Origin of the sequence: Hydrogenobacter sp. T-8, from assembly GCF_011006175.1 — a bacterium.
Classification (GTDB): domain Bacteria; phylum Aquificota; class Aquificia; order Aquificales; family Aquificaceae; genus Pampinifervens; species Pampinifervens florentissimum.
Genome location: NZ_CP048795.1, coordinates 93207 through 116007 on the forward strand (window position 1 = coordinate 93207; position 22801 = coordinate 116007).

23 protein-coding genes and 1 tRNA gene are annotated in these 22801 nt (G+C 43.4%); 13 read left to right on the top strand and 11 right to left on the bottom strand.

Translation table 11 applies throughout. The features are described from left to right. Position 1: 1 nt before the first annotated feature. The 5 genes from ntrB to G3M65_RS00620 form a co-directional block, all read right to left on the bottom strand. Positions 2–826 (bottom strand): nitrate ABC transporter permease, encoded by an 825-nt coding sequence (gene ntrB / locus G3M65_RS00600; RefSeq protein ID WP_173832644.1) that lies wholly within the window; start codon positions 824–826, stop codon positions 2–4. Positions 827–828: 2 nt separating this feature from the next. Beyond that, the gene (locus G3M65_RS00605) at positions 829–2049 is read right to left on the bottom strand and encodes a CmpA/NrtA family ABC transporter substrate-binding protein (protein WP_173832645.1); all 1221 of its coding nucleotides are present in this window, start codon (positions 2047–2049) and stop codon (positions 829–831) included. 10 nt (positions 2050–2059) lie between these two features. Further along, positions 2060–2479 carry a bacteriohemerythrin gene (locus tag G3M65_RS00610; RefSeq protein WP_173832646.1) on the bottom strand — a complete coding sequence of 140 codons (420 nt, stop codon included), beginning with the start codon at positions 2477–2479 and terminating at the stop codon, positions 2060–2062. Positions 2480–2543: 64 nt separating this feature from the next. After that, entirely contained in the window at positions 2544–2867 is a 324-nt protein-coding gene (locus tag G3M65_RS00615) for a P-II family nitrogen regulator (protein WP_173832647.1), read from the bottom strand. Next, complete coding sequence (locus tag G3M65_RS00620) at positions 2864–3154, bottom strand: P-II family nitrogen regulator (RefSeq protein ID WP_173832648.1); 291 nt, start codon at positions 3152–3154, stop codon at positions 2864–2866. Before G3M65_RS00620 ends, G3M65_RS00615 begins: the two co-directional genes overlap by 4 nt. A gap of 256 nt (positions 3155–3410) precedes the next feature. Between G3M65_RS00620 and G3M65_RS00625 the strand changes: the two genes are divergently transcribed. Both G3M65_RS00625 and G3M65_RS00630 read left to right on the top strand, forming a co-directional pair. Beyond that, the gene (locus G3M65_RS00625; protein ID WP_173832649.1) at positions 3411–6236 is read left to right on the top strand and encodes an FAD-dependent oxidoreductase; all 2826 of its coding nucleotides are present in this window, start codon (positions 3411–3413) and stop codon (positions 6234–6236) included. Then, positions 6233–6907, top strand: a complete 675-nt coding sequence (locus tag G3M65_RS00630; RefSeq protein ID WP_173832650.1) for a type 1 glutamine amidotransferase — start codon at positions 6233–6235, stop codon at positions 6905–6907. Before G3M65_RS00625 ends, G3M65_RS00630 begins: the two co-directional genes overlap by 4 nt. Here G3M65_RS00630 and speD read toward each other — a convergent pair. Further along, complete coding sequence (gene speD, locus G3M65_RS00635) at positions 6896–7291, bottom strand: adenosylmethionine decarboxylase (protein ID WP_173834632.1); 396 nt, start codon at positions 7289–7291, stop codon at positions 6896–6898. The genes G3M65_RS00630 and speD overlap by 12 nt on opposite strands. 93 nt (positions 7292–7384) lie before the next feature. Between speD and G3M65_RS00640 the strand changes: the two genes are divergently transcribed. Both G3M65_RS00640 and coaD read left to right on the top strand, forming a co-directional pair. Beyond that, the gene (locus tag G3M65_RS00640) at positions 7385–7843 is read left to right on the top strand and encodes an RsmD family RNA methyltransferase (protein ID WP_173832651.1); all 459 of its coding nucleotides are present in this window, start codon (positions 7385–7387) and stop codon (positions 7841–7843) included. Then, on the top strand, positions 7840–8319 hold the full coding sequence (coaD, locus tag G3M65_RS00645; protein WP_173832652.1) for a pantetheine-phosphate adenylyltransferase: 480 nt from the start codon (positions 7840–7842) through the stop codon (positions 8317–8319). Before G3M65_RS00640 ends, coaD begins: the two co-directional genes overlap by 4 nt. 62 nt (positions 8320–8381) lie before the next feature. Here coaD and G3M65_RS00650 read toward each other — a convergent pair whose 3' ends face one another. The 4 genes from G3M65_RS00650 to G3M65_RS00665 are packed head-to-tail and all read right to left on the bottom strand — an operon-like array spanning position 8382 to position 12074. Then, a complete protein-coding gene (locus tag G3M65_RS00650; RefSeq protein ID WP_173832653.1) occupies positions 8382–8831 on the bottom strand; it encodes a glycine cleavage system protein H in 450 nt (149 codons plus the stop codon). Then, complete coding sequence (locus G3M65_RS00655; RefSeq protein ID WP_173832654.1) at positions 8803–9369, bottom strand: class II aldolase/adducin family protein; 567 nt, start codon at positions 9367–9369, stop codon at positions 8803–8805. The genes G3M65_RS00650 and G3M65_RS00655 overlap by 29 nt, the downstream gene beginning before the upstream one ends. Continuing rightward, positions 9357–10724 carry a high affinity choline transporter 1 gene (locus G3M65_RS00660; protein ID WP_173832655.1) on the bottom strand — a complete coding sequence of 456 codons (1368 nt, stop codon included), beginning with the start codon at positions 10722–10724 and terminating at the stop codon, positions 9357–9359. Before G3M65_RS00660 ends, G3M65_RS00655 begins: the two co-directional genes overlap by 13 nt. Positions 10725–10733: 9 nt before the next feature. Next, positions 10734–12074, bottom strand: coding sequence for an MFS transporter (locus tag G3M65_RS00665; RefSeq protein WP_173832656.1), 1341 nt, complete (start codon positions 12072–12074; stop codon positions 10734–10736). 23 nt (positions 12075–12097) lie between these two features. Between G3M65_RS00665 and glgP the strand changes: the two genes are divergently transcribed. From glgP to G3M65_RS00695, 6 genes are read left to right on the top strand one after another with little or no spacing between them, the layout of a single operon-like run. Continuing rightward, positions 12098–13759, top strand: a complete 1662-nt coding sequence (gene glgP / locus G3M65_RS00670) for an alpha-glucan family phosphorylase (protein ID WP_173832657.1) — start codon at positions 12098–12100, stop codon at positions 13757–13759. A 5-nt stretch (positions 13760–13764) separates the two neighbouring features. Next, on the top strand, positions 13765–14655 hold the full coding sequence (locus G3M65_RS00675) for a ferritin-like domain-containing protein (RefSeq protein WP_173832658.1): 891 nt from the start codon (positions 13765–13767) through the stop codon (positions 14653–14655). Further along, positions 14648–15211 (top strand): D-sedoheptulose 7-phosphate isomerase, encoded by a 564-nt coding sequence (locus tag G3M65_RS00680; protein ID WP_173832659.1) that lies wholly within the window; start codon positions 14648–14650, stop codon positions 15209–15211. The genes G3M65_RS00675 and G3M65_RS00680 overlap by 8 nt, the downstream gene beginning before the upstream one ends. Further along, positions 15208–16029 (top strand): NAD(+)/NADH kinase, encoded by an 822-nt coding sequence (locus tag G3M65_RS00685; protein ID WP_173832660.1) that lies wholly within the window; start codon positions 15208–15210, stop codon positions 16027–16029. The genes G3M65_RS00680 and G3M65_RS00685 overlap by 4 nt, the downstream gene beginning before the upstream one ends. Positions 16030–16038: 9 nt before the next feature. Next, positions 16039–16770: an ATP-binding protein gene (locus tag G3M65_RS00690; RefSeq protein ID WP_173832661.1), complete on the top strand. Its 732-nt coding sequence runs from the start codon at positions 16039–16041 to the stop codon at positions 16768–16770. 1 nt (position 16771) lies between these two features. Further along, positions 16772–18490, top strand: coding sequence for an ATP-dependent DNA ligase (locus G3M65_RS00695; protein WP_173832662.1), 1719 nt, complete (start codon positions 16772–16774; stop codon positions 18488–18490). On the opposite strand, the gene G3M65_RS00700 is transcribed toward G3M65_RS00695, so the two are convergent. Then, a tRNA-Met gene (locus G3M65_RS00700) sits at positions 18491–18564 on the bottom strand. It abuts the gene before it with no gap. Between the two features lie 24 nt (positions 18565–18588). On the opposite strand from G3M65_RS00700, the gene G3M65_RS00705 reads away from it, so the two are divergent. The 3 genes from G3M65_RS00705 (at position 18589) to G3M65_RS00715 (ending at position 22755) form a co-directional block, all read left to right on the top strand. After that, positions 18589–19551 (top strand): ABC transporter substrate binding protein, encoded by a 963-nt coding sequence (locus tag G3M65_RS00705; RefSeq protein ID WP_173832663.1) that lies wholly within the window; start codon positions 18589–18591, stop codon positions 19549–19551. An 86-nt stretch (positions 19552–19637) separates the two neighbouring features. Continuing rightward, positions 19638–21449, top strand: a complete 1812-nt coding sequence (locus G3M65_RS00710) for a sensor histidine kinase (RefSeq protein ID WP_173832664.1) — start codon at positions 19638–19640, stop codon at positions 21447–21449. A 1-nt stretch (position 21450) separates the two neighbouring features. Beyond that, on the top strand, positions 21451–22755 hold the full coding sequence (locus tag G3M65_RS00715; protein WP_173832665.1) for a sigma-54-dependent transcriptional regulator: 1305 nt from the start codon (positions 21451–21453) through the stop codon (positions 22753–22755). Positions 22756–22801 lie beyond the last annotated feature (46 nt).

Here is a 22801-nt window from a genome sequence, read left to right on the forward strand (position 1 = left end):
TTTACCTCCTTACTCTTTCCATTAGCTTTGCAAAGAAAAAGTCTATAAAAAGCCCAACTATGCCTATGAGGAGGATGGCGGACAGGACATTTTCTAAGTTCAGAGCGTTCCATGAGTCCCATACGAAGAAGCCTATACCAACACCACCAGCCAGCATCTCAGAGGCAACTATAACCATCCACCCTATACCAAGACTAAGGCGAAAGCCTGTGAGAATGTAAGGAAGGCTATAAGGAAGCAAAACTTTTAGTATGTAATAGCGAAGAGGAAAGCCAAAGACCCTTGATAGGTTCTTATAGTCTTCTGGTAGGGAGGAGATGCCCAAGGCGGTGTTTATAAGAGTTGGCCAGAGGGAGGTTATGGCAATAACGAATATGGATGCCTCGTTGGAAGCCTTTAACACCGCAAGCCCTATGGGAAACCATGCCATGGGTGAAACTGGTCTTAGCACTTGCACCACGGGATTTAAAACCCTCCTCACTGTTGAACTCATACCTATAAGAAAACCAAGAGGCAGGGCTATAAGTGAACCTATTAGAAACCCCAAAAAGACCCTTTTCAGAGAAGCTAACATCTGCCATCCTATACCCTTATCGTTTGGACCAAGGTCGTAAAAGGGGTTGGAAAGAAGTTCAAAAAGAGTTTTTAGAGTGTTGATGGGTCCTGGCAGTTCCTTTATGAAGATGGATATAAAAAACCAAAAAAGGAAAAAAAGGAAGATACCAAAGATAGGAGGAAGGATTACCGTAACAATAACGGAAAGTTTCCCAAAGTTTACAGAAAAACTTAAAAGTTTAGACCTTATGCCCTTTTCTACGTTAACCATTTTTATACCTCCCTGACCTTATACGCCTTTATAGACTCTTCTGGTTTATTTGGGTCAAAGACCACATTGTCTATAAAGCCTCTTAAAGGTTTCATATCGTCGTCTTTTACGCTTATGTTCATCTCCTTTGCTACCTGAAGGAAGAGAGGCTTGGCTATTAGCTTCTTTGATATGCCAAGATAATCAGGAGCTTGCTTTACCATTCCCCATCTTCTGTATTGGGCAAGGAAGAAGACACCATAAGAGTATTTGGGAAGGTTTACCTCGCCATTTTTGAAAAATAGCATGTAGTCATCCTTGTATTTGTGTTCTCCAAGCCCCTTACCAAGATGGTAAACTCCAAGAAGCCTTGTTTCTATGTCCTCAGCTTTAGCGTTGACATACCTTGCAATCACCTTGGAAGCCTCTTTTCTATTTTTTAGGTCATCAAGCCATCTACTTGCTTCAAGCACCGCCTTCATGATAGCTTTTACTTCTTCTACGTTTTTACTGAAAAATTCCTGATTAAAGACAAGAGCTTTTTCTGGATGGTCTTTCCATAAATCTTGAGTTGCAAGATGGGTAAAACCTACACCTTCTCTTACAGCTACTTCGTTCCACGGCTCCCCAACACAGTAGCCATCCATATTGCCAACTCTCATGTTTGCCACCATCTGTGGAGGTGGTATAGGTATAACTCTTACATCTTTGTTTGGGTTTATACCGCAGGCACCAAGCCAATACCTGAGCCATATATCGTGGGTTCCTCCTGGGAATGTCATGGCAAAGGTAACATTCTTACCCGCTCCCTTTAAACCATCCACTATCGCCTTTACCTTGCTTATTTCTCTAAAGCCCACTTTACCACCAAAATCTTTCTGAGAAAGCGTTATGGCTTGCCCGTTAAAGTTTATAATCATGGCTATGGGCATTATTTTTCCTGCAGGTCCTCCTATGCCTGTGTAAACAGAAAAGGGCATGCTAAAAAGGCAATGAGAAGCCTTAAGTTCTCCGTTTAAAAGTTTGTCTCTGACGTTAGGCCAGCTTGCCTCCTTTGATACATCCACATCCACGCTGTATTTCTTGTAGAGACCAAGTTCCTTAGCCATAACAACAGACGCACAGTCTGTAAGAGGTATGTAGCCTATCCTGAGCTTTCCCTGAGCCCTGCTTATGTAAGGTCCCGCTAAGCCAGCCCCCGCAAGGGCTAAAGAGCCCCTTTTGATAAAGTCTCTCCTGTCCATGTTTACCTCCTTAGAACTTTATATGCTTTTTTGCCCAAACAGCATACTTCTTATCCGTTCTGGCTATGTGGTTATATAACCATCCCCATGACAAAGATAGAGCTTGCCTGTAACCCTTTGGATCACCTCTTTCCACGTAAGGAAGAAGGTTGTAAATTTCACTCCTAAAAATTCCATGAACCAACTTATGAGAACTTAATTCTGGATATTCTATAGATTTCATAAATTCTTCTTCATTGTTCAAGTGCAATTCAACATAGGCTATTAAATTACCTATAAAGAATTCATTTATCTCAGCAATTTTATCTTTATCTTTTGCGTCCGAGGTTTTGAGGAGTTTATAGGTGTGATTCAGCATGTCTACCAGCGTTCTATGTTCCTTGTCTATATTCTCTATACCAAGTATTAATTCGGAACCAAACTCTATCATGGCAAACCTCCTATAACAAGATTTTTATAACTATCACTTAATTTACAAACTGCTATCCTCATTCCTACACCTCCAACTCCCTCTTACCAGTCCTTATAGTCCACACCTCTTCAATAGGACACACGAATACTTTTCCATCTCCGAACATACCAAGGCTTGCGTGCCTTTTTATGACCTCTACCACCCTTTCCACATCCTCATCATGAACCGCCACCATCAGAAGAGTTTTAGCAAGCTCCATGTAGCTTGCCTCTCCAAATTTCAACCCTCCCTCCCTACCCCTTCCAACTACATCCATCACAGTAAACCCTCTAAAACCCTTCTCCTCAAGAGCTGTTATCACCTCATACAGCCTTTCTGGTCTTATAACCGCCTTTATTAGCCTCATGGCAGACCTCCTATCACAAAGATTTTTCCATCACCGTAATGACCCGTATGGGCAATCCTAAGGACTCTGCTAACTACGTCGTTATACAAGGCATCCTCCACCCAGCTCATGATTAGGACTTTTGGGACCATAGATGTAAAGACGCCCTTCCTTGTTGAATAGCCAAATCCACCTTCCTTACCCTTTCCAAGCACAGGCTTTGAAACATAGTCAATCCCCATATCATGAAGAAGTGCCTTAACATCTTGAGCCTTCTCTCGCCTGACTATGATTATCAGCTCCTTCAAACTTTGACCTCCTTCACATCACTCTTATGCAAGATAAATGCCAAAGGATGGATATATTTGAAAGCCTTGTAGGATTTGACTTTTATGTCTAAGATGTTTTGCTCTTTTATGTTAACTTGTTAACATTTTTGTAAAGATGTAAACAAACAAAGTGTATTCCCTCAAATATTCTTTGTAAAACTTCAATACTAAAGCGACCTCGCTTGCCAGCTCCTTGGCATGCTTGTTGCATAAGAAAAGATGAAGGAGGTTTTGCATGAAGGTTTTTATTGTTGGTGCGGGTATGGCAGGGCATGCCCTTGTGGAAGAGCTTTTAAAGGCAGGTAAGGGCTTGGATATACACCTTTTTGGGGATGAAAAGGCACTACCCTATAACAGAATATTTCTTGCGGACATAATCGCAGGGAGGAAACTACCATCGCAACTCCTTTTGAAAAGCTATCTGAGATATGAAGAAGAGGGTGTTAGACTGCATTTAGGCGAGCGTGTAGAGAGGATATTTCCAGATATGAAGAAGATAATAACCTCAAAGGGAGGTGTGTATTCCTATGACAAGCTTGTGCTGGCGGTAGGTAGCACTCCCTACATACCACCTATAAAAGGAGTTGAAAAGAAGGGTGTGTTTACCTTTAGAAGTCTTAGGGATGTGTATGAAATCATGGATATGGCAAGGGTTTCAAAAAGGGCAATAGTTATCGGTGGTGGCTTGTTAGGTATAGAGCTGGCATCCTCCCTAAGGGAGCTGGGGCTTGAGGTTTTTCTTATTCATATTCTTGACAGGCTCATGGAGCAATGGCTGGACCATACTGCAAGCAAGATGCTGTCAAAGAGGCTTGAGGACATGGGTATAAAGCTGATACTAAACGCTAAGACTGTGGAAATATTAGGAGGAAAAAGGAGTGAAGGTGTAAGGCTTTCCACCGATGAGGTTATCTATGGAGATTTTGTGGTGCTTGCCACAGGTGTAAGACCAAACACTTCACTGGCAGTGGCAAGTAATCTAAAGGTTAACAGGGGTATTCTCGTCAACGATTTCCTTGAAACCTCCGCTCAGGACGCGTATGCGGTAGGTGAATGCATAGAACATAGAGGCAGGACCTTTGGACTGCTAAGTCCTGTGATGGAGCAGGTAAGGGTGTGTGCCAGAAACCTTCTTTATGGGAATGTGGAAAAGTATGAGGGCTCTGTTGACTATGCTCTTCTTAAGGTTGCTGGGGTCAGGCTACTCTCTGCGGGAAGGGTTCACGAAAGAGAGGTGGACGAGATTGCCTTATACAGGGACAAGGAAAATTATCGGAAGGCAGTGGTCAGCAATGGTAAGCTGGTAGGCGTAATACTCTACGGAAACCTCTCTGGAAGTGAAAAGATGCTTAGCATGATAAAGTCTGGTGAGGGTATAAAGGATTACAGTTTCCTGATAAAAGACTTAATTGTTGAAGAAAGGGAGTTAAAGCCCGAAGATACGGTATGCAACTGCAATTTAGTCACTTATGCGGATATTCTTAAGGCAATAAGGGAGGGTGCAAGAACTATTGAAGATGTGCAAAGGATGACCAAAGCGTCCACATCCTGCGGTGGTTGTGCACCCATTGTGGAGGAAATACTCAAAAAGCATGTGAAAGCAAGACCTCAGAGGATAAACAAAGTAGAAGAATACAAAAGGGCAAAGCATCCCTTTGAAAGGGAGCTCATACAGAAATTAGAAGCATGGGCGGAGGAAGAAGACTGGCAGAAAATACCAGAGGAAGACAGGGACATAGGACTAAAATGGTACGGCATCTTCTACAGAAAGGCGACGCCAGGCTATTTCATGGTAAGGGTAAGGATAACCCATGGAAAGCTAAGCTCAGAGCAAGCTCTTGTGCTTGCACATCTTTCAAAGAAGTTTGGCAGGAACGATATAGACATAACGTCAAGACAGCAAATACAACTTAGATGGATAGAAGTAAAAGACTTGCCAAAGGTGCTTGAGGCGATAGAGTCTGTGGGTCTTAGCACTCTTCAGACTGGTATGGACAACATAAGGAACATCACTGGTGACCCGCTTTCTGGTCTTGTTGAAGAAAGCCTCATAGATACAGTTCCTATAGCAAAGAGGATAACGGAGGTTTTCCTCGGAAAAAAGCAGTATGCAGACCTTCCAAGAAAGTTCAACCTTGCCCTTCTTGGTTCGGAACGCGACTGTATAAACTGCAGGTTTAACGACCTATGTTTTTCTCTGGCGGTTAAGGATGGAAAGTATGGCTTTAATGTTTACGGTGGAGGTAAGATAGGGTCTGGGGGACCCGAGCCAGCCCTTGACCTAAACATGTTTGTATTGCCCTATGAGAGTATTGAACTAAGCAAGGCGGTTTTTGAGTTGTATTCGGATATGGGGAATAGAGAAGACAGAAACAAAAACAGGTTTTATTTCCTCATAAAGGAGCTCGGTGTAGAAGGTCTGAGAAAAGAATTGGAAAGAAGGCTTTTGAGAAGACTGGAGGACAAAGGTCAGGACCTCGTAAAGACATGGGGTGAGAGAGAGGGTATCATAGAGCAGAAGAATGGTCTTTACACGGTAAGCCTTATGGTGCCAGGGGGAATTTTTACCGGTGAAGACCTTGAAACGGTCGCTCATCTTTCAAGAAGATACGGAAGCGGGGAAATAAGGCTCAGCGTATATCAGAATATATACATAGTTAACGTTCCAGAGGAAAAACTCAACGACCTTTTGAGTCACCCAATATTTGAAAAATACTCAATCTCTACATCGCCTTATTTTACGAACCTTATAGCCTGTCAGGGTAGCAAGACCTGTGCCTTTGGAGTTATAGAGAACAAGCCCGACGCCATAAGGCTTGCCAATTATCTCTCTGAACACCTTCCCACCAACAAAGCTATAAGGATGCACTGGTCTGGATGTGCAAAGGGCTGTGGTCAGCACGGTGCTGGAGACCTTGGTTTCGTAGGAACAAAGATGAGGTTTAACGGAGAGGTCATGCTTGCGGTGGAAGTTTTTCTGAAGGGCAAAAAGCTCAACACCGTTCCTCTAAAGGATATTAACGAATATGTGAGAAAATTAATTACGGAAGGTGTAATATGAAAGCCTTAGCCATAAGGCATGTAAGGATAGAACACCTTGGCTTGCTTGAGCCTATTTTGAAAGAGCTTGGCTTTGATGTGGATTATGTGGATACCGCAGAGGGCATGCTCCTGAGTAGACCTCTTGAGGATTATTCCCTTGTGGTGGTTCTTGGTGGTTATATGGGAGCTTACGAAGAGGCAAAGTATCCCTTTCTGTCTTACGAATACAAAGTCATGGAAAAGGCTTTGAAAAGTGGTATACCTCTCTTGGGCATATGCCTTGGTGCTCAGATGTTGGCAAAGGTGCTTGGTGCAAGGGTTTATAAGGGTGAAAGAGGCAAGGAGATAGGATGGATGGAAGTTTATAAAGTAGGAGACCATGAGTATTTCAAGGATTTTCCACAAAGCCTTATGGTCTTTCAGTGGCATGGTGATACCTTTGACCTACCTCAGGGGGCAATTAGGCTCTACTCCTCTAAAAACTACGAAAATCAGGCTTTTGTCTTTCAAAGGGCTGTGGGCTTGCAGTTTCATATAGAGGTGGACAAAGACATGGTAAAGGAGTGGGCTGAAGTCTACAAGGATGAGTTAAGCCAAGAAGGTATACAAGTCTCACAACTTTTAGCCTATGAGGGAGAGAGCCATAGGGACTCTCTCCAAAAACTTATAAAAAGACTTTTAAACCTTTAGCAGAATACTTCGCAATTGGTCCGCCTCGGACTGACCAACCAAACCTCGCTCATGCACCTGCTTATCAACCCTTGCAGGCTCAAGGGTGGCAATGATGTAGTCCATTGCCCTGTAAGCCTTTGTGGGGTCTCCGCAGGTGTAGACGTCAATGGTAGCAAGACCATGTTCTGGCCATGTGTGAATGGAAATATGGGACTCCGCCAAAAGCACCACACCAGTGGCACCGTGAGGCTGGAACTGGTAGTAGTGAGAAGATATCTTTGTAAGGTCTGCTACCTTGACTGCGCTCTCAAGGAGCTGACGCACATCCTCCACCCTGTCAATAAGGTCAGGGTGGACCCCATACAGGTCTGCTAGGATATGCAGTCCGAGGGCTTTGACCATTTGCACTCCTCCTTATCAAGTTTTTGTAGCAGTTTAAACTGCCTCATGGCAAAAACCTCCTTAAAAACAGAAAACTAAATTATAATACTTTTTGTGAAAAAAGCAAGTGGAAAGCAAAAACTTAGACCAACTTCTAACCTTGTCAAGCAGGCAGTGTTTAATATGTTAGGAGACATAGAAGGGATGCTATTTCTTGACCTTTTCGCTGGAACTGGTCAGATGGGTATGTTTGCAGAAGAGAGAGGTGCGGAGGTTATTTTTGTGGAAAAGAACCCAAAGTTTGCAGAAAAGATAAGGCAGAAAACCAAGGGTAAGGTGGTTATTGAAGATGCACTTAGGTTTTTGGAAAGGGCAAATATAAGAGCGGACATAATCTTTGCAGACCCACCATACGCTTATGAATTCTACGATAAGCTAATTGAACTGGCTTTGAAAAGCCTCAACAAAGGAGGAATTTTTATACTTGAACATTCAAAAAAGTTGGATTTTTCTGCGGAAAAGAAAAAAATATACGGCGATACCGTCCTATCCATATGGAGGAAGGAAGAATGAAAAGAGCGGTTTATCCTGGCACCTTTGACCCGCCCCACTTAGGACATTTAGACATAGTAAAAAGAGCGGTGAGAATATTTGACCGTCTTGTGATAGCGGTAGCAAGAAACCCCAGAAAGAACCTCCTCTTTAGCATGGAAGAGAGAGTAGACATGTTTTCAAAGATGGTAGAGGATATACAGGCTGTGGAAGTGCGTGGTTTTGATGGGCTACTGGTGGATTTTATGAAAAAAGAAAACCTTGAGGTTATAGTGCGTGGTGTGAGGCTCTTTACAGATTTTGAGTATGAACTTCAGATTGCTTTGAATAACTACAAATTGGCAAAGGTAGAAACGGTTTTTATGATGCCATCGCAAGACTACATACACATAAGTTCCACCATAGTAAGAGACATAGCGAGCTACTGTGGATGCCTAAAGGGCTTGGTGCATCCTTATGTGGAAGAAAGGTTAAGGGAAAAGTTTGGTTGTAGATGAGAGTGAAGGGCTACCTCTTTCCGAAAGGAGCTTTAAATTTTTATCCTTATCCCAGCAAAACTTCATTCACCCCTGCACTCTACACCCTCTCTGTCTACGTATTCTTGCATTTTTCTAACCGCTTCCTCTCCAGTAACTAAGTCCTTTAGGTCTCTTTCAAGGTTTGTAGGTTTTAGCCTTGCTATCCAACCCTTGGTGTATGGATAGTCGTTTATGAGGTCTGGGGTGTCAAAAAGTTCCTCGTTTCTTTCTACCACCTCGCCTTCTATTACCGCTGGGATTGGTCCTGTCCACTTTCCACTTTCAAGGCTTGCTATAGGTTTTCCCTTTGGCACATTTTTGCCTACCGCCTTTATCCTTACGTTTACCATTCTTCCTGCCCTTGTTTGACCTATGTCTGTAGCTCCAACTACCACTGTGCCATCTGGCTCAAGCCTATACCATACTTGATTTTCTATGTCGTAGTAAAGCTCCGGCGGTATTCTACAGCCTTTGTATTTTACCTCGCTCATAGAGGAGTATTTTACAGGAACGCTCAAGGACAGAAATATGAGCATAAGCATAAAAGGGGTCAAGGTCAGCAGAGAAAACTCCATGAGACCTCACCACCACAAGCCTTGAGGACCTCAGAACAAAGGCTACCGCCCTTGCGAGCTCAAGACTTCCAGGGGGATAGGCGGGGATTACTTCAACCCTTCCAAGAAGGTCTTTGCCCTCGGAGTCTATGGGTTCTATGTAGTCTCTCTCAAAGGACAGCACTGTAGTTGCCAATGGATGGGCATGAACCACCGCACTGTGAGGTGTCTGAAGGTGTATCTCTTTGTGAACCACGAGCTCTGAGGAAGCTCTATCTTGAAGGAGATGCTCTCCCCTTAAGGGAAGGGAGATAAAGTCCCAATCTTGGAGTTTTCCAAGATGGCTTCCTCTGCGGGTTATGACCATCTTATCCTTTAACCTTACCGACAGGTTTCCTGCCCTTGCATCCACGAGACCTTCCGCGTATAAGAGCCTACCAACCTCTATGAGCCTTTTTATAGCTATCTTCTCCATAGTAGGCTAAGAAGCACAAAAGATGAAATGCTAAAACCTAAGCCTACCAACAAAGCAAACTCGTTGTGAAGCACATACTCCAAGAAAGCCCAACTGAAAAAGCCAGAGAGCATGGAAACCAAAGCGGACACAGGGTTTGAACCCTTAAAGTAAAGCCCTGCGGTAAGAGGAACAAAGAGAGATACAAGGCTCAAGGCTGAGGAGCTTCCTACGAGGTGGTATATGGACTCGCCCGAAAGGGCAAAGCCTAGGGATGCAAGAGAAACAACTACTACGCAGGCTCTCGTGAGCCACAGAAAGCCCTTGTCTGAGAGGTTTCTTATGTATGGCTTTATAAGGTTCTCGCTTAGCACAGACGCAGGTGCAAGCACTGCAGCACTTGCGGTGCTCATAATAGCAGAAAGCAGGGCACCAAAGAAGAGCACCTTTGTGGGCAGGCTTGCATGCTCCATTATCATGGTGGGAAGCATAAGCTGGGGGTCCATTTGTAAAAGCTCAGGATATTTTACTCTGGCGAAAACCGCAAGGATAAGGGGGATGAAGGCAACGGTAAGATACATAAAACCTGCAGATATGGCAGAAAGGACCGCCACCCTCTCGCTCCTTGACGCCATAACTCTCTGAAACACATCCTGCTGAGGGATAGAGCCAAGCCCTATGGTTATCCATGCGGAGATATAAAGCAGAACATCCTTGAGGCTTGGCTCTGGCAAAAGCCTATAGTAATCTGGAGGTTGAGAGGCGAGCACTGGGGCTATCTGAGAAAAGCCAGAGGAAACCTCGTATAGAACTGCAATCAAACCCATTATTATCATTATGGTTTGCAAAAAGTCTGTAAGGGACACCGCCCACATACCACCTAAAAAGGTATAAAAAAGCACAACACCAAAGCCCAAAAGGATGCCCCACAGGTGAGGAATTCCCAACACAAGCTGAAGGATGACTCCTATAGCTACCATCTGTGCACCCACCCACCCAAAGTAAGAAAACACCATCATAAGACTTGCCACCACCTCTGCTTTTCTGCCGTATACCACCCTGTAGAAATCTCCCATGGTAAGGAGGTTCATCCTGTATAGGGGCTTGGCAAAGAAAAGACCTACGAGTATGAGACACAGGGCTGCACCAAAGGGGTCTTCTATCACACCTAAAAGCCCCTCCTTTGCCATCACAGAAGAAGCACCAAGCACCGTTTCTGAGCCAAACCATGTAGCAAAGGACACAAAGGTAGCCATATAGAGGGGTAGGCTTCTGCCCGCAAGTATGTAGTCCTTTGAATTTTTAACGAGCCTTGATGCCAGAACCCCTATAAGGAGAGTGCCTAATATATACAGAAGGATAAACCCCAAAAGCATGCCATTATTTTATGAAATTTGCTCTAAAGGTTTACCCTTTGTTTCCATGCCCCTAAAAGCCCATATAACAAAGGCGATAAAGCCCACAAGCCAGAAAAAGGCAAGCCCAAACATAGCGTATTTAAAACCAAACTGAGAAAGGCTTACAAGAAAGAGTGGAGAAAAGGCACCAGAAAGCCTGCCTATTATGGACAAAATTCCTATGGCGTATGCCCTTATGTAGGAGGGATATATCTCCGTTGCTATCACATAGGCAACAGAGGCAAAGGAAAAGGCTATAAGGGAGTATACAAAGAAGGTAAGCCTTATGTCAAAACCCAAGAGGAAAGAAAGGCTAAGAAGGGCTGACGCCAAGCTAATAGCGATGCCCAGTGGAATTCTTCCCACCTTATCCACAAGCAGAGCCACCACAAGCCCACCAATAAGTCCACCAAGACTTCCCAGCGTGAGAAGTTGAGGTATCTCCTTACTGCTCAGGGAGTAAACCTCAGAGAGAATTACAGGAAGCAGGGTTATCATGCCATAGTAGGTGGTAAGAATGGTAAAGCTCATGCTGGCACTAAAGAGAAAACGCCACTTGTATCTACTAAGAATTATTTTTGAAGCGTCAAGAATTGTTCCCTCGAAGACTGGAATTTCACACCTTTCGTAAGTTTTCCTTCCACCAACTTCTAACTCAAGCCTTTGTATTATTCTCTCCGCATCCTCAAGCCTTCCTCTTGATAAGAGCCACCTTGGAGATTCTGGAACATAAAGCCTAACAAAAACCACCAAAAGAGCAAGCACTCCACCAAAAAAGTATGCGATACGCCACGCAGTTCCTTCATCCATCACTTTGAGCAATCCGATAGCACTAAGAGACGCCATAAGGCTTCCAAGATTCCAAAGAGCGGTTATTGTGCCGTCTACCTTGCCCCTGTGACGAGATGGGACAAACTCATCTATGGCGGACTGTATGGCAGCGAACTCGCCACCAAGCCCAGCACCTGCAAGGATTCTAAAGAGCAGGGCAGTTTCAAAGCTGTTGGCAAAGCCAGTCAGAAAAGTGCCACCTGCATAGAGCAAAAGGGTAATAAGAAAGAGCTTTTTTCTGCCGTATTTGTCCGCAAGGTAGCCAAAGAGTAAAGACCCAAGGATTGCACCCAATAGGAAACCGCTCACCATCATAGAGCTTTGCTGAGGTGTAAATTCAAGGCTTTTTGCCATAGGCTTTAGGACCGCACTGACTATGACCACCTCAAAGGCGTCAAGCACCCAAGTGATGCCAAGGGCAAAGACAAAACGCGTATGAAAGCCTGTCCAGGGAAGGCTATCAAGCCTGCAGGTTATGTCCGTATTTATAAACTTCACGATGCTATAAAATATAAACCATCATGATAGCTTACTTTGTGATGGAGTTGGGGCTTGAAGACAATATGCCTATATACAGCGGAGGGTTGGGAACACTTGCAGGAGACACGCTCTTTTCCTATGCAGATATGGACATACCCGCAGTTTGTGTGACCCTACTCTACAAGAGAGGCTACAATCTTCAGAAGATAACACCTCACGGCATGCAGTTGGACTTTGATGCCCTCTGGGACTACAAAAGATACCTAAGGAAACTTGACCTTGAAGTGGAGATATACTTTGGAGATAAAAAGCAGAAGGTTGCCTGTTGGGAATACTGGGTCAGGTCAAAGAGCGATGTGAGGGTTCTCTTCCTTGATGCAGATATAGAGGGCAACGACCCAGAAATAAGAAGGCTCAACAGCAAGCTATACTTTGACGATGGTCTTTACAGGCTAAGACAGGAGATACTTTTGGGAATTGGGGGATACAGAGTCCTTAAGGCTCTTGGCTATGCCATTCATATCTACCACATGAACGAAAGCCATTCTGCCTTTCTCGTGGTGGAGCTTCTTAGAGAGCTGGGCAGTCTTGAGGAAGTGAGAAAAAGATGCGTTTTTACAACTCACACTCCTGTGCCTGCAGGGCATGACAGGTTCCCAGTGGAGATGGTAAAGGAAGAGCTAAAGGTCTACGACCATATAGACTGGGACAAGGAAACAGAAGAGGGTAACATAAACCTCTCCTTACTTGCTTCTAAGTATTCTGGCAAGGTAAATGCAGTGTCTCACAGGCATAAGTTCGTAACCGCTGGCATATTTCCAGAGCTTGCTGAAGGCATTGAGTATGTTACCAACGGCGTCTACCACAAGAGGTGGGTCCATGAAGAAATTCAGGATCTCTTTAACGAATACATGCCTGGCTGGGATGAAAACCCCATCCTGCTACAGAGGGCTTATGAAATCCCATCAGAGCTTCTTCTCAGAAAGCATAACAGGATAAAGAGTGAACTGGTAAACTTGGTAAACAAGCAGACAGATGCCAGCTTTTCTGACGATGTGCTTACCATAGGTGTGGCAAGAAGGGTGACACCATACAAAAGAAATGACCTTATTCTTAGGGATGTAGACAGGTTGGTGCATATAGCGGAGAGCTTTGGCGAAATCCAAATAGTGTTTGCTGGCAAGGCTCATCCAAGGGATGGTCTGGGTAAGGAGATGATAAAGAACATATTTGAAAAGATAAAACTTATAAGAGGTAAAACCAAAGCTGTTAAAGTTGCCTTTCTTGAAAACTATGGCATAGATATGGCAAGGCTTTTGATAGCTGGATGTGATGTATGGCTCAACAATCCCAAAAGACCTTACGAAGCCTGTGGCACAAGCGGTATGAAGGCGGGCATGAACGGGGTTCTAAACTTTTCCACGTGGGATGGATGGTGGCTTGAGGGTGGCATAGAGGGTGTAAACGGCTGGGGCATAGGTCCAAAGCCAAGCTGGCAGGATATGACGGAGTCTAAGGATGAGGAAGACCTTGAAGACTTGTATGGAAAGTTAGCTTATGTGATCATACCTACCTTTTACAGGCACAGGGACGAGTGGGTTCGCCTTATGAAAAACAGCATAGCCACCATAGGACCATACTTTAACACCCACAGGATGGTCAGTGAATATATTAGTAAAGTGTATAAAATTGGATTGAGGTGAGAGCTATGGATAAAAAAGAGACCATAAGTATGCTTCTCTATGATGTTGCCCTTGAGCACTCCGCCATAGTGCAGTATCTGTATCATATATTCCTTATAACCGACGGAAACATAACTTCGGAAATAGAGGAAATAGCCCGTCAGGAGATGAGGCATCTCAAATGGTTTGCCCAGAAGGTGGTTCAGCTGGGTGGTCAGGTAGTTTTGGACAGGCTTGAGGATATGATAATGATAGGTGGACCCGACTGGGCGGATATGCTCTCAAAGGATGTGTGGGCGGAAGAGGAAGCTATAAGGATATACAGCCAGCAGTTGGAAATGGTCAAAGATGACTCTGTGAAGAAACTCCTTGAGAGGGTAATAAAAGATGAGCAGGACCACAGGATAGAGTTCTCAGAGCTTATGGAAAAGGTAAAGGAGGGGCTCGTATGCGTTCCACTGGAAGAACAAAGACCAGACCCTAAAACCCTTGAAGTGCTTAACAAATTCCTAAGGGAGGAGTATCAGACTATAATCAACTACCTTTATCAGTTTTTTCACTCCAAAAATTGCGACTACAAGGACATAATGCTTGACCTTGCCATAGAGAGCATGGTTCATATGGGCAAGCTAGGTGAGAAGATAGGTGAGCTTGGTGGAATGCCCAACATTCAACGGGTGGACTTTTCACCAAAGCCTCTAAAGAGCTTCCAAGAGCAGGTCAAGGCGGAGATAATCTACGAGCAGGAAACTGGCGGTGAGTATGGAAAAGAGATTGCAGGAATTGATGACCCAGAAATAAAGAGGCTTTTCACCTTCATAGAAAACCAAGAGGAATATCACAAACAAAAGCTCATGGAATTTTTCAAGCTAATGAACAGGCTTACAGTGGGAGACCTCAGAAGGAAGGATGCTTGACCTTGTGATAAACTCCTTCAGAGAAAGTGCGGACATAAAGCTGGCCTTTGTAGAGCTTTATGCAGAGAGGGTTGTGGAAGTTGGGGAAATAATAGCAAGGGCTTTAAAAGATGGCAATAAACTCCTCCTTTTTGGCAACGGAGGGAGCGCCGCAGATGCCCAGCACATAGCCGGAGAGATAGTGGGAAGGTTCAAAAGGGAAAGAAGGGCTTTGCCAGCCATAGCCCTTACCACAGACACTTCCATCCTTACCGCAGTAGGGAACGATTACGGCTTTGAAAGGGTTTTTGAAAGGCAGGTGGAAGCCCTGTGTATGCCTGGAGACATTGCTATTGGCATTAGCACCTCTGGAAACTCGCCCAATGTGATAAGAGGTCTCATGAAGGCTCATGACCTGGGTGCTACCACCATAGCTTTTACTGGAAGGGATGGGGGTAAGCTGGTAGATATAGCCCATTACAGCTTTGTAGTGCCTTCCTACGATACCGCACGCATTCAAGAGTGCCATATAACCCTTGCCCATGTGCTTTGTGAGATAATTGACAGGCTTCTATGAGGGTTCTCCTCTTTGTGAAGGACAGCCAGAGGGCTATGGAGGTTTCTCAAAAGGTGGCACAGTTGATGAGGTCTTATAGCATTGACCCAGAGGTTTTTGTCAACGAACGCTCAAAGAAGGAAAAGCCCACTCTCAAGGGCACTGACCTACTTGTGGTGGTGGGTGGGGATGGCACCTTTCTTGCAGGGGCAAGGCTTGCCTCAAAGGAAGGTGTGCCACTACTTGGCATAAACGTGGGAAGGTTTGGCTTTCTCACAGAAGTGGAGCTGGAGGAGGCGGAAGAGGTTTTTAAACTTCTCTTAGAGAGCAGAATAGAACCTCAGAAGAGGATGATGCTTTCCGCTTCTCTCCTTAGAGGGTCTGAGGAGCTTTATCTGGGGGATTACCTAAACGATGTGGTGGTTTCAAAGGAAAGCCTTGCCCGTATGGTGGAGGTGGAAATAGAGCTTCAAGGAGAGAGGGTGCTTAGGGTATATGGAGACGGGGTTATAGTATCCACACCTACAGGTTCTACCGCCTATGCACTTTCCGCAGGAGGACCCATCCTTTACCCACTAATGGAAGCCCTTCTCTTTGTTCCCATATGCCCCCATACCCTCTCCAACAGACCTCTTGTAGTCCCACCGAACTTTGAGATAAGGCTTGTAAACCTCTCTGAAGACCACATGGCATACCTCACCCTTGATGGACAAGAGGGCATGAGCCTAAGAAGGGGAGATACAGTTATAGTAAAGAAGTCCAAGCACTCCTGCCTTATGTATCCAAACCCCAGCAGGAGTTTCTTTAGCATCCTAAAGGAAAAACTCAGATGGGGGTGAGATAGGGCTATGGAATACTTGGCATACCGCTTTAAGGAAGGTGAGCTTCTACCTGTAAGACATGCTCATGTGCCTGATTTTCATAGCCTGCTCCACATAGACACGCAAAAGGAAACCCTCAGAAGAAACACTCTTCAGTTCGTGAGAGGCTTGCCCGCCAACGACGCCCTTCTCTGGGGAGACAGAGGCACAGGCAAATCTTCGCTGGTGAAGTCCATGTTAGGGCTTTTTGCAAAGGATGGGCTCAGGCTCGTGCAGGTTTACAAGATGGACATCAGCCACCTCTCTGAGCTTTATGACCTTTTGAGAGGGCGTCAAGAAAAATTCATTCTCTTTTTTGACGACCTTTCCTTTGAAGCTGGGGACGAGGAAGTAAGAATTCTGAAATCTCTCATGGACGGCGATGTGGAAGAAAGACCAAGCAATGTGCTTGTGTATGCCACCTCCAACAGGAGACATCTCATGCCAGAGAGGGAAGAGGAAGGCAAATTTCCAGAGGAGAGCTATTGGGAGAGGGTCTCCCTTGTAGAAAGGTTTGGCATAAGGCTCGGCTTTTTCAGTTTTGGCAAAAAGCAGTATTTAGACATAGTGAAATATCTGGCTCTGTGTAGGGGGCTTGAGCTGGAAGAGGAGGAGTTAAAGAGGCTTGCCCTTGAGTGGGCTATGCAGAGGGGCTTTTCTGGAAGAAGCGCAAACCAGTTTATAAAGGACTTAGAGGGCAGATTGAGGCTAAAATTTTAACATGACCTTTAGGGAGCTTTCTGAATACTTCTACCGCCTTGAGCAGATCACCAGCAGGCTTGAGATGGCGGACATACTAAGAGACCTTTTAGAGAGGGCGAAGGCTGAGGAGATTGATAAGGTAGTTTATCTTACCCTTGGTGAGCTTATGCCCGCCTTCAGAGGTGTGGAGTTTGGAGTTTCGGAGAAACTCATGATGGAAGCCCTCTCTAAAGCCAGCGGTGTAAAGGTAAAGCAGGTGGAAGCCCTTTACAAGCAAAAGGGAGACCTTGGAGAAACCGCACAGGGAATTATCAGCTGGCAGGGAAGAGGTCTAAGCCTTGTAAGGGTCTATGAGGAACTTCTTGATGTTGCACGCACAAGGGGAACCTTAGACAAGGTCATGAAGCTCATAAATCTTCTGAAGGGTCTTTCGGGCTTTGAAGCCAAATATGCGGTGAGGGTTATCATAGGTAGGCTGAGGCTTGGTGTGGGGGATGCCACCATAATAGATGCACTTTCTCTTACCATGGGAGATAAAGAACTCAAACCCTACATAGAAAGAGCATACAATCTATGCTCAGACCTTGGGCTTGTGGCTAAAAGGCTAAAGGAGGGCGGGCTTGACGCCATAAGGGAATTCAAGATTCAAGTGGGTTATCCCATAAGGATGGCTCTCGCAGAAAGGGTCTCAAGCGCAGAGGAAATAATCCAGAGGCTTAGGAGGTGTGCGATAGAGGCAAAATACGATGGCTTTAGGCTTCAGGTTCACAAGGATGGAAGCAAGGTGGAAATATATTCAAGAAACCTTGAACCTATGACAGAGATGTTTCCAGATGTAGTTAAGGCGGTTATAGGAGACATAAAAGCTCAAAGTGTTATCCTTGAAGGGGAGGCTCTGGCGGTAAACGAAGAGACGGGCGAGTTTTATCCCTTTCAGGTCACCATACAGAGAAAGAGAAAATACAGCGTAGAGGAATACGCCAAAGAATACCCCCTGAGGCTCTTTGTCTTTGACCTCCTCTACCTTGAGGGCGAAGACTACACGGTAAAACCCTACATAGAAAGAAGAAGGGCTCTTGAGGAACTTCTTACCCATACAAACACCCTTCGGGCTTCTGAGATGTTCATAACGGATAGTGTGAAGGAGGTGGAAGCCTTCTTTGAGGATGCCATAACGAGGGGTCTTGAGGGTATTATGGCAAAACGCCTTGATGCACCCTACACCGCAGGTTCAAGAAACTTCAACTGGATAAAACTAAAAAGAAGCTACAGAGGAAGCCTTGCAGATACCATAGATGTGGTCATAGTGGGTTATTACTACGGAAGGGGTGCAAGGGCAAAGCTGGGCATAGGAGGCATTCTCGTGGCGGTCTATGAGCCCTCAACGGACACCTTCAAGACCATAAGCAAGGTAGGCTCGGGCTTCACAGAGGAGGAATGGGTAAGGCTCAAAGAAATGCTGGACAAAATAAGGCTCGACCACAGGCATCCAAGGGTGGACAGCCTCATGGATGTGGATGTTTGGGTAGAGCCAAGGTATGTGATAACGGTTAATGCGGATGAGATAACTCGCTCCCCTCTGCACACCGCAGGCAGGACCCTTGAAGAGCCGGGCTACGCTTTGCGTTTTCCAAGGGCGGTTAGTTTTATAAGAGAGGATAAAAATCCAGAGGATGCCAACACTGTGGAAGAGATAATAAGGCTTTATCAGCTCCAGAAGAGGGTGTCGGTAGAATAATGGCGGCGGGAGGACTCGAACCTCCGACCTGAGACTTATGAGATCTCCGCTCTAACCAACTGAGCTACGCCGCCTATATTGGGTATATATTATAAACAATGAGACCTGTATTGGCAATTTTATTGTCTCTTACGCTTGTCTCTTGTTGGTTCGGTGAAAGGAAGATAGTCATAGGTGTTCTTATATCTGGAGAGGGAAGGTTGACTAAGTTGGATGGTTTCAGGGACGGGCTAAAAAATCTTGGACTTAATAATGTGGAATTTGTAATATACAATGGAGAAAATAACTTAAAAAGTTTAGAAGAGAAAGCTATTGAGATAGTAAAAAGGGAAAAAGAGTTCAGGCTTGTAGCAGTAGGTGGTAGCCTTGAAGCTTACTACATTAAAAAGATAAAGAACGACTTTGAACCTCCAATTGTAATAATGGGTGGCACTGCCATAAAAGCTTGGGGCTTTGTGGATGACGAAAACAAACCTATAAAGGGTGTAACAGGCGTTGACAACCTAAATATGGAGTTAATGGAAAAACGCATAGAAATATTCAAAAGATTATTCCCTCATGTAGAAAAGGCTATAGTTTTTTGCACACCCAACTTTGAAGCTTCAAAGTTGGCAACTAAATTAACCATAAAAGCAGGTGAAAAGCATGGATTAAAAATTTATCCATTAGAAGTTAGGGACGTTCAGGATCTTGAGTATGTAATAAGCCATATGAAAGAAGATGGATTTGAGGCTATTGTAATGACCCCGTGTTTCTATACAGATAATTTTTTAACATCCTACATCTTGCACTATGCGCGGTTTTATCATATACCGGTAGTATGCTTATCCCCAGAGCATGCTACAAAAGGTTGTGCGGTGGCTTACGGTAGCTCTGGTTATGATCAAGGTTATCAGGCTTCTTATATTGCTTATCAGATAATAAAAGGAGCCAGAGTTGCAGATATACCCTTTGAAAAAGTGACAAAAATAAGACTTTCTATAAATGAGAGCGTTTTTAGGGAAATGGGATATGTTTTAGATAATAGCAAGACTCTTCTCGCAGACCAAGTTTTTAAATGAGGTGTAGCATCAAAAATAGAATATTAGCACTCATTTTCCTTATGGTTTTTGTCCAGATTCTTTTTGTTTTCATCTATTTCCGTATATTGAAAGAACAGCTTAGAATATCATGGCAAGAAGACAAAGGTGTTATAACCAAGATCCTTGCGGATAGATTTAGGGAAGATATAGTATCCACTCAGGTAAAAATAAAATCTATAGCAACAAAATACAGAAGCCTAAACATAAGTTTGAAAGAAATTCTATGGAGACTGACAGGAGATATTGAACATATTAAGGGATGCGCTTATTACGATACAAGGGGCAGACTTATTTATCTTGAAACAAGGTCTATCAACTTTGAAGGTTTGCCTAAAACGTTGAGTAAGTTGGAATGGGTAGACGAAGTATTAGATGTATATTCAATGGGTACTAACGAGATGTATATGCTCCTGAAGGTGTTTGATATTAGCAACAATGTGCCTATGGGTTTTATAGTTTGTGCTATGAATGTAAGAGATTTGATTAAAGATTATGCTCACCAGTACGGAATACATGATGCTACAATTAGGTTATTAGATACTAATGGTAGGACTATGGTGTCATTGAACAACTGGGCAACCGGAAAAATGCTTAGTTTGCAATCTCATATAAGAGGTACAAATATGATTATTGAACTAAGCGAACCTGAAGACCTCATTTATGCGAATGCTTACAATTTTTTAAAAGTTTCCTTTTTGCTAAGTTCAGTTCTATGCGGTGGACTCTTTTGGGTGGGCTTTTTTACCGTGAAAAGGATATTCAAGCCTCTTGAAGACTTGAAGTTATCTGTTATAAATTGGATGGATAGGAAAAATTTGGAGATTAAAGGATATGGTGAGGTTTACGTGCTTGCAAGAGCTTTTCAAAATCTTCTTGACAGAATTGAAAGGGAAAAAAGTGTTTACATAAATTTGTTTAATAAACTTAGAGACGGCATTTTATTGGTAGAGAATGAGAGTGGCACATTAGAGATGGTAAATGACAATTTTTTGAACATGTTTGATGTTACAGCTAATGAGGTACTTGGAATGAATATAAAGGATGTGTGTGAACATTTTACAACAGGTGTATTCCTGTTCATACCAGAAAGTATTATAAGTATCGGAGGAAAAACTAAATGCGTAAGTGTGACTTCAATACCTCTTAAATTAGAGGATAAAGACTATACACTTTTCCATATAAAAGATATTACAGATAAAAAGAGTACTGAGTTTCTTCTTGGACAATACTCCAAATTAGCCATATTAGGAGAAATAGCGTGTTCCTTAGCACATCAACTTAACAACCCTCTTGCTTCTATAATGGCATATACTGAGTATATAAGAAATGTGTCCAATGAAAAGGAAGTGAAGGAAATGGCGGAAGTGGTTCTTAAAAATGTTGAAAGAGCGAGGGATACAATAAGCAGGTTGCTATACATGGCAAAGAGCTATGATGGTTCACCGCAGGAAATAGATCCCTTAAGTTTTACAAAAAATTTATTAGATATAATCCATTTCAAAGCGAAGCATAAAGGGATAATTATAGAACTAAACCCGAAAACGAAGTATCAAAAACTCCTAACATATCCATGGAAACTGGAACAGATTCTTATTAACCTTATAGATAACGCTATAGACGCGTCTCCAATGCAGGGTAAAATCTATGTGGGTATTGAAGATGTTGATCCTTTTATAGTTTGGAAAATAAGGGATGAAGGTCCGGGTGTAAACTCTGAAGAAATTTTCCAACCCTTTTATACTACAAAAGCTAAAGGTTTTGGTTTGGGGCTGTCTATTGCAAAGAGGTTTGTGGAGGACATGGGGGGCAAAATAGAGTATGAAAACCTAGACAGAGGTTGCGAGTTTCGCGTGTATATTAAAAGTGAGGACGCATAACATGAAGATACTTATAATTGAAGATGAAATAGAATACGGTTGGCTAATATCAAAGTTTTTAAGAGAAAAGGGGCACTCTGTTGACCATGTTTCAAGAGGTGAGTTAGCCATAGACTCTATCGATAAACAGCATTATGACCTGATTATACTTGACCTGCTTCTACCTGATATGAACGGCATGGACATTCTCAGAAAGATAAAGGAAATCCCCAGTATTCAGGAAGTGGTTGTTATAACCGGCCATGGAACAATAAAGATAGCGGTTGAGGCTATGAAGCTGGGGGCTTTTGACTTTTTGACAAAACCTTGCAGTTTGGAAGAGGTTGAACTTGTGGTGAAAAAGGTAGAAGATATGTTAAGCCTAAAGAGAGAAAATAGCCTCTTAAAAAGCGAAAAAAGGCTGACGGAAGAGGATATGATAATAGCAAGTCCCGCAATGAAAAATGTAGTGGATATTATAGGAAAGATAGCTTGCAGTGATTGTAGTGTTATAATACAGGGGGAAAGTGGGGTCGGTAAAGAGCTTGTTGCTAAACTTATACATAGACTAAGTGATAGAAAGGATAAACCCTTCGTCGCCATAAATATATCCGCTATACCTCAGGAACTCTTGGAAGCTGAGCTTTTCGGTTATGAAAAGGGAGCATTTACTGGTGCAGGCAATCAAAAGGCAGGCTTTATGGAATTAGCTAAGGGAGGGACGCTTTTTTTAGATGAAATAACAGACCTTGACCTCAAATTACAGGCTAAGCTTCTGAGGGCTATAGAAGAAAAGAAATTTTATAGATTAGGTGGTAGAAGAGAAGTAGAGAGTGATGTACGCATTATCTGTGCAACAAATAGAGATATTAAAAAGCTAGTTGATGATGGGCTTTTCCGAGAGGATCTGTATTACAGACTAAACACAGTTGAAATTAAAATCCCTCCTTTAAGGGAGAGAAAGGAGGACATAATCCCATTAGTTGAACATTTTCTTGAAAAATTCTGTAGAAAGTACAATAAAAAAATAAAGGGTTTTACTGAAAAAGCTAAGGCAACTCTCCTATCTTACAATTATCCCGGTAATGTAAGAGAGCTAAGAAACATAGTAGAGAGAGCGGTACTATTATGCAATGAAACTTTGATTGATGAAAACCACCTCAACATATCCTTCCACAAGAAGCCTGATAGTATTAAGGAAATAGAAAAGATGAAGATTGAAGAAGTATTGAAGAGAGTTAATTTTGACAAGAGAAAGGCTGCAGAACTTTTGGATATTCCTTTAAGAACCTTCTACAGAAAACTTAAGAAATACAATCTTTTGTAAATGCCAAAATGGCAAAACATTTGACAAATTGACACATCTGAACCTA

Bases quoted from the DNA above. Each gene is read 5' to 3' on its own strand.
- G3M65_RS00660 (WP_173832655.1), bottom strand. From the start codon at position 10,724: ATGCTTTTGGGGTTTATCCTTCTGTATATATTAGGCACTCTCCTTATA.
- speD (WP_173834632.1), bottom strand. From the start codon at position 7,291: ATGGTCAAAGCCCTCGGACTGCATATCCTAGCAGACCTGTATGGGGTC.
- G3M65_RS00625 (WP_173832649.1), top strand. From the start codon at position 3,411: ATGAAGGTTTTTATTGTTGGTGCGGGTATGGCAGGGCATGCCCTTGTG.
- G3M65_RS00675 (WP_173832658.1), top strand. From the start codon at position 13,765: ATGGATAAAAAAGAGACCATAAGTATGCTTCTCTATGATGTTGCCCTT.
- G3M65_RS00610 (WP_173832646.1), bottom strand. From the start codon at position 2,479: ATGATAGAGTTTGGTTCCGAATTAATACTTGGTATAGAGAATATAGAC.
- G3M65_RS00605 (WP_173832645.1), bottom strand. From the start codon at position 2,049: ATGGACAGGAGAGACTTTATCAAAAGGGGCTCTTTAGCCCTTGCGGGG.
- G3M65_RS00630 (WP_173832650.1), top strand. From the start codon at position 6,233: ATGAAAGCCTTAGCCATAAGGCATGTAAGGATAGAACACCTTGGCTTG.
- glgP (WP_173832657.1), top strand. From the start codon at position 12,098: ATGATAGCTTACTTTGTGATGGAGTTGGGGCTTGAAGACAATATGCCT.
- G3M65_RS00650 (WP_173832653.1), bottom strand. From the start codon at position 8,831: ATGAGCGAGGTAAAATACAAAGGCTGTAGAATACCGCCGGAGCTTTAC.
- G3M65_RS00615 (WP_173832647.1), bottom strand. From the start codon at position 2,867: ATGAGGCTAATAAAGGCGGTTATAAGACCAGAAAGGCTGTATGAGGTG.
- G3M65_RS00680 (WP_173832659.1), top strand. From the start codon at position 14,648: ATGCTTGACCTTGTGATAAACTCCTTCAGAGAAAGTGCGGACATAAAG.
- G3M65_RS00655 (WP_173832654.1), bottom strand. From the start codon at position 9,369: ATGGAGAAGATAGCTATAAAAAGGCTCATAGAGGTTGGTAGGCTCTTA.
- coaD (WP_173832652.1), top strand. From the start codon at position 7,840: ATGAAAAGAGCGGTTTATCCTGGCACCTTTGACCCGCCCCACTTAGGA.
- G3M65_RS00705 (WP_173832663.1), top strand. From the start codon at position 18,589: ATGAGACCTGTATTGGCAATTTTATTGTCTCTTACGCTTGTCTCTTGT.
- ntrB (WP_173832644.1), bottom strand. From the start codon at position 826: ATGGTTAACGTAGAAAAGGGCATAAGGTCTAAACTTTTAAGTTTTTCT.
- G3M65_RS00695 (WP_173832662.1), top strand. From the start codon at position 16,772: ATGACCTTTAGGGAGCTTTCTGAATACTTCTACCGCCTTGAGCAGATC.
- G3M65_RS00685 (WP_173832660.1), top strand. From the start codon at position 15,208: ATGAGGGTTCTCCTCTTTGTGAAGGACAGCCAGAGGGCTATGGAGGTT.
- G3M65_RS00690 (WP_173832661.1), top strand. From the start codon at position 16,039: ATGGAATACTTGGCATACCGCTTTAAGGAAGGTGAGCTTCTACCTGTA.
- G3M65_RS00715 (WP_173832665.1), top strand. From the start codon at position 21,451: ATGAAGATACTTATAATTGAAGATGAAATAGAATACGGTTGGCTAATA.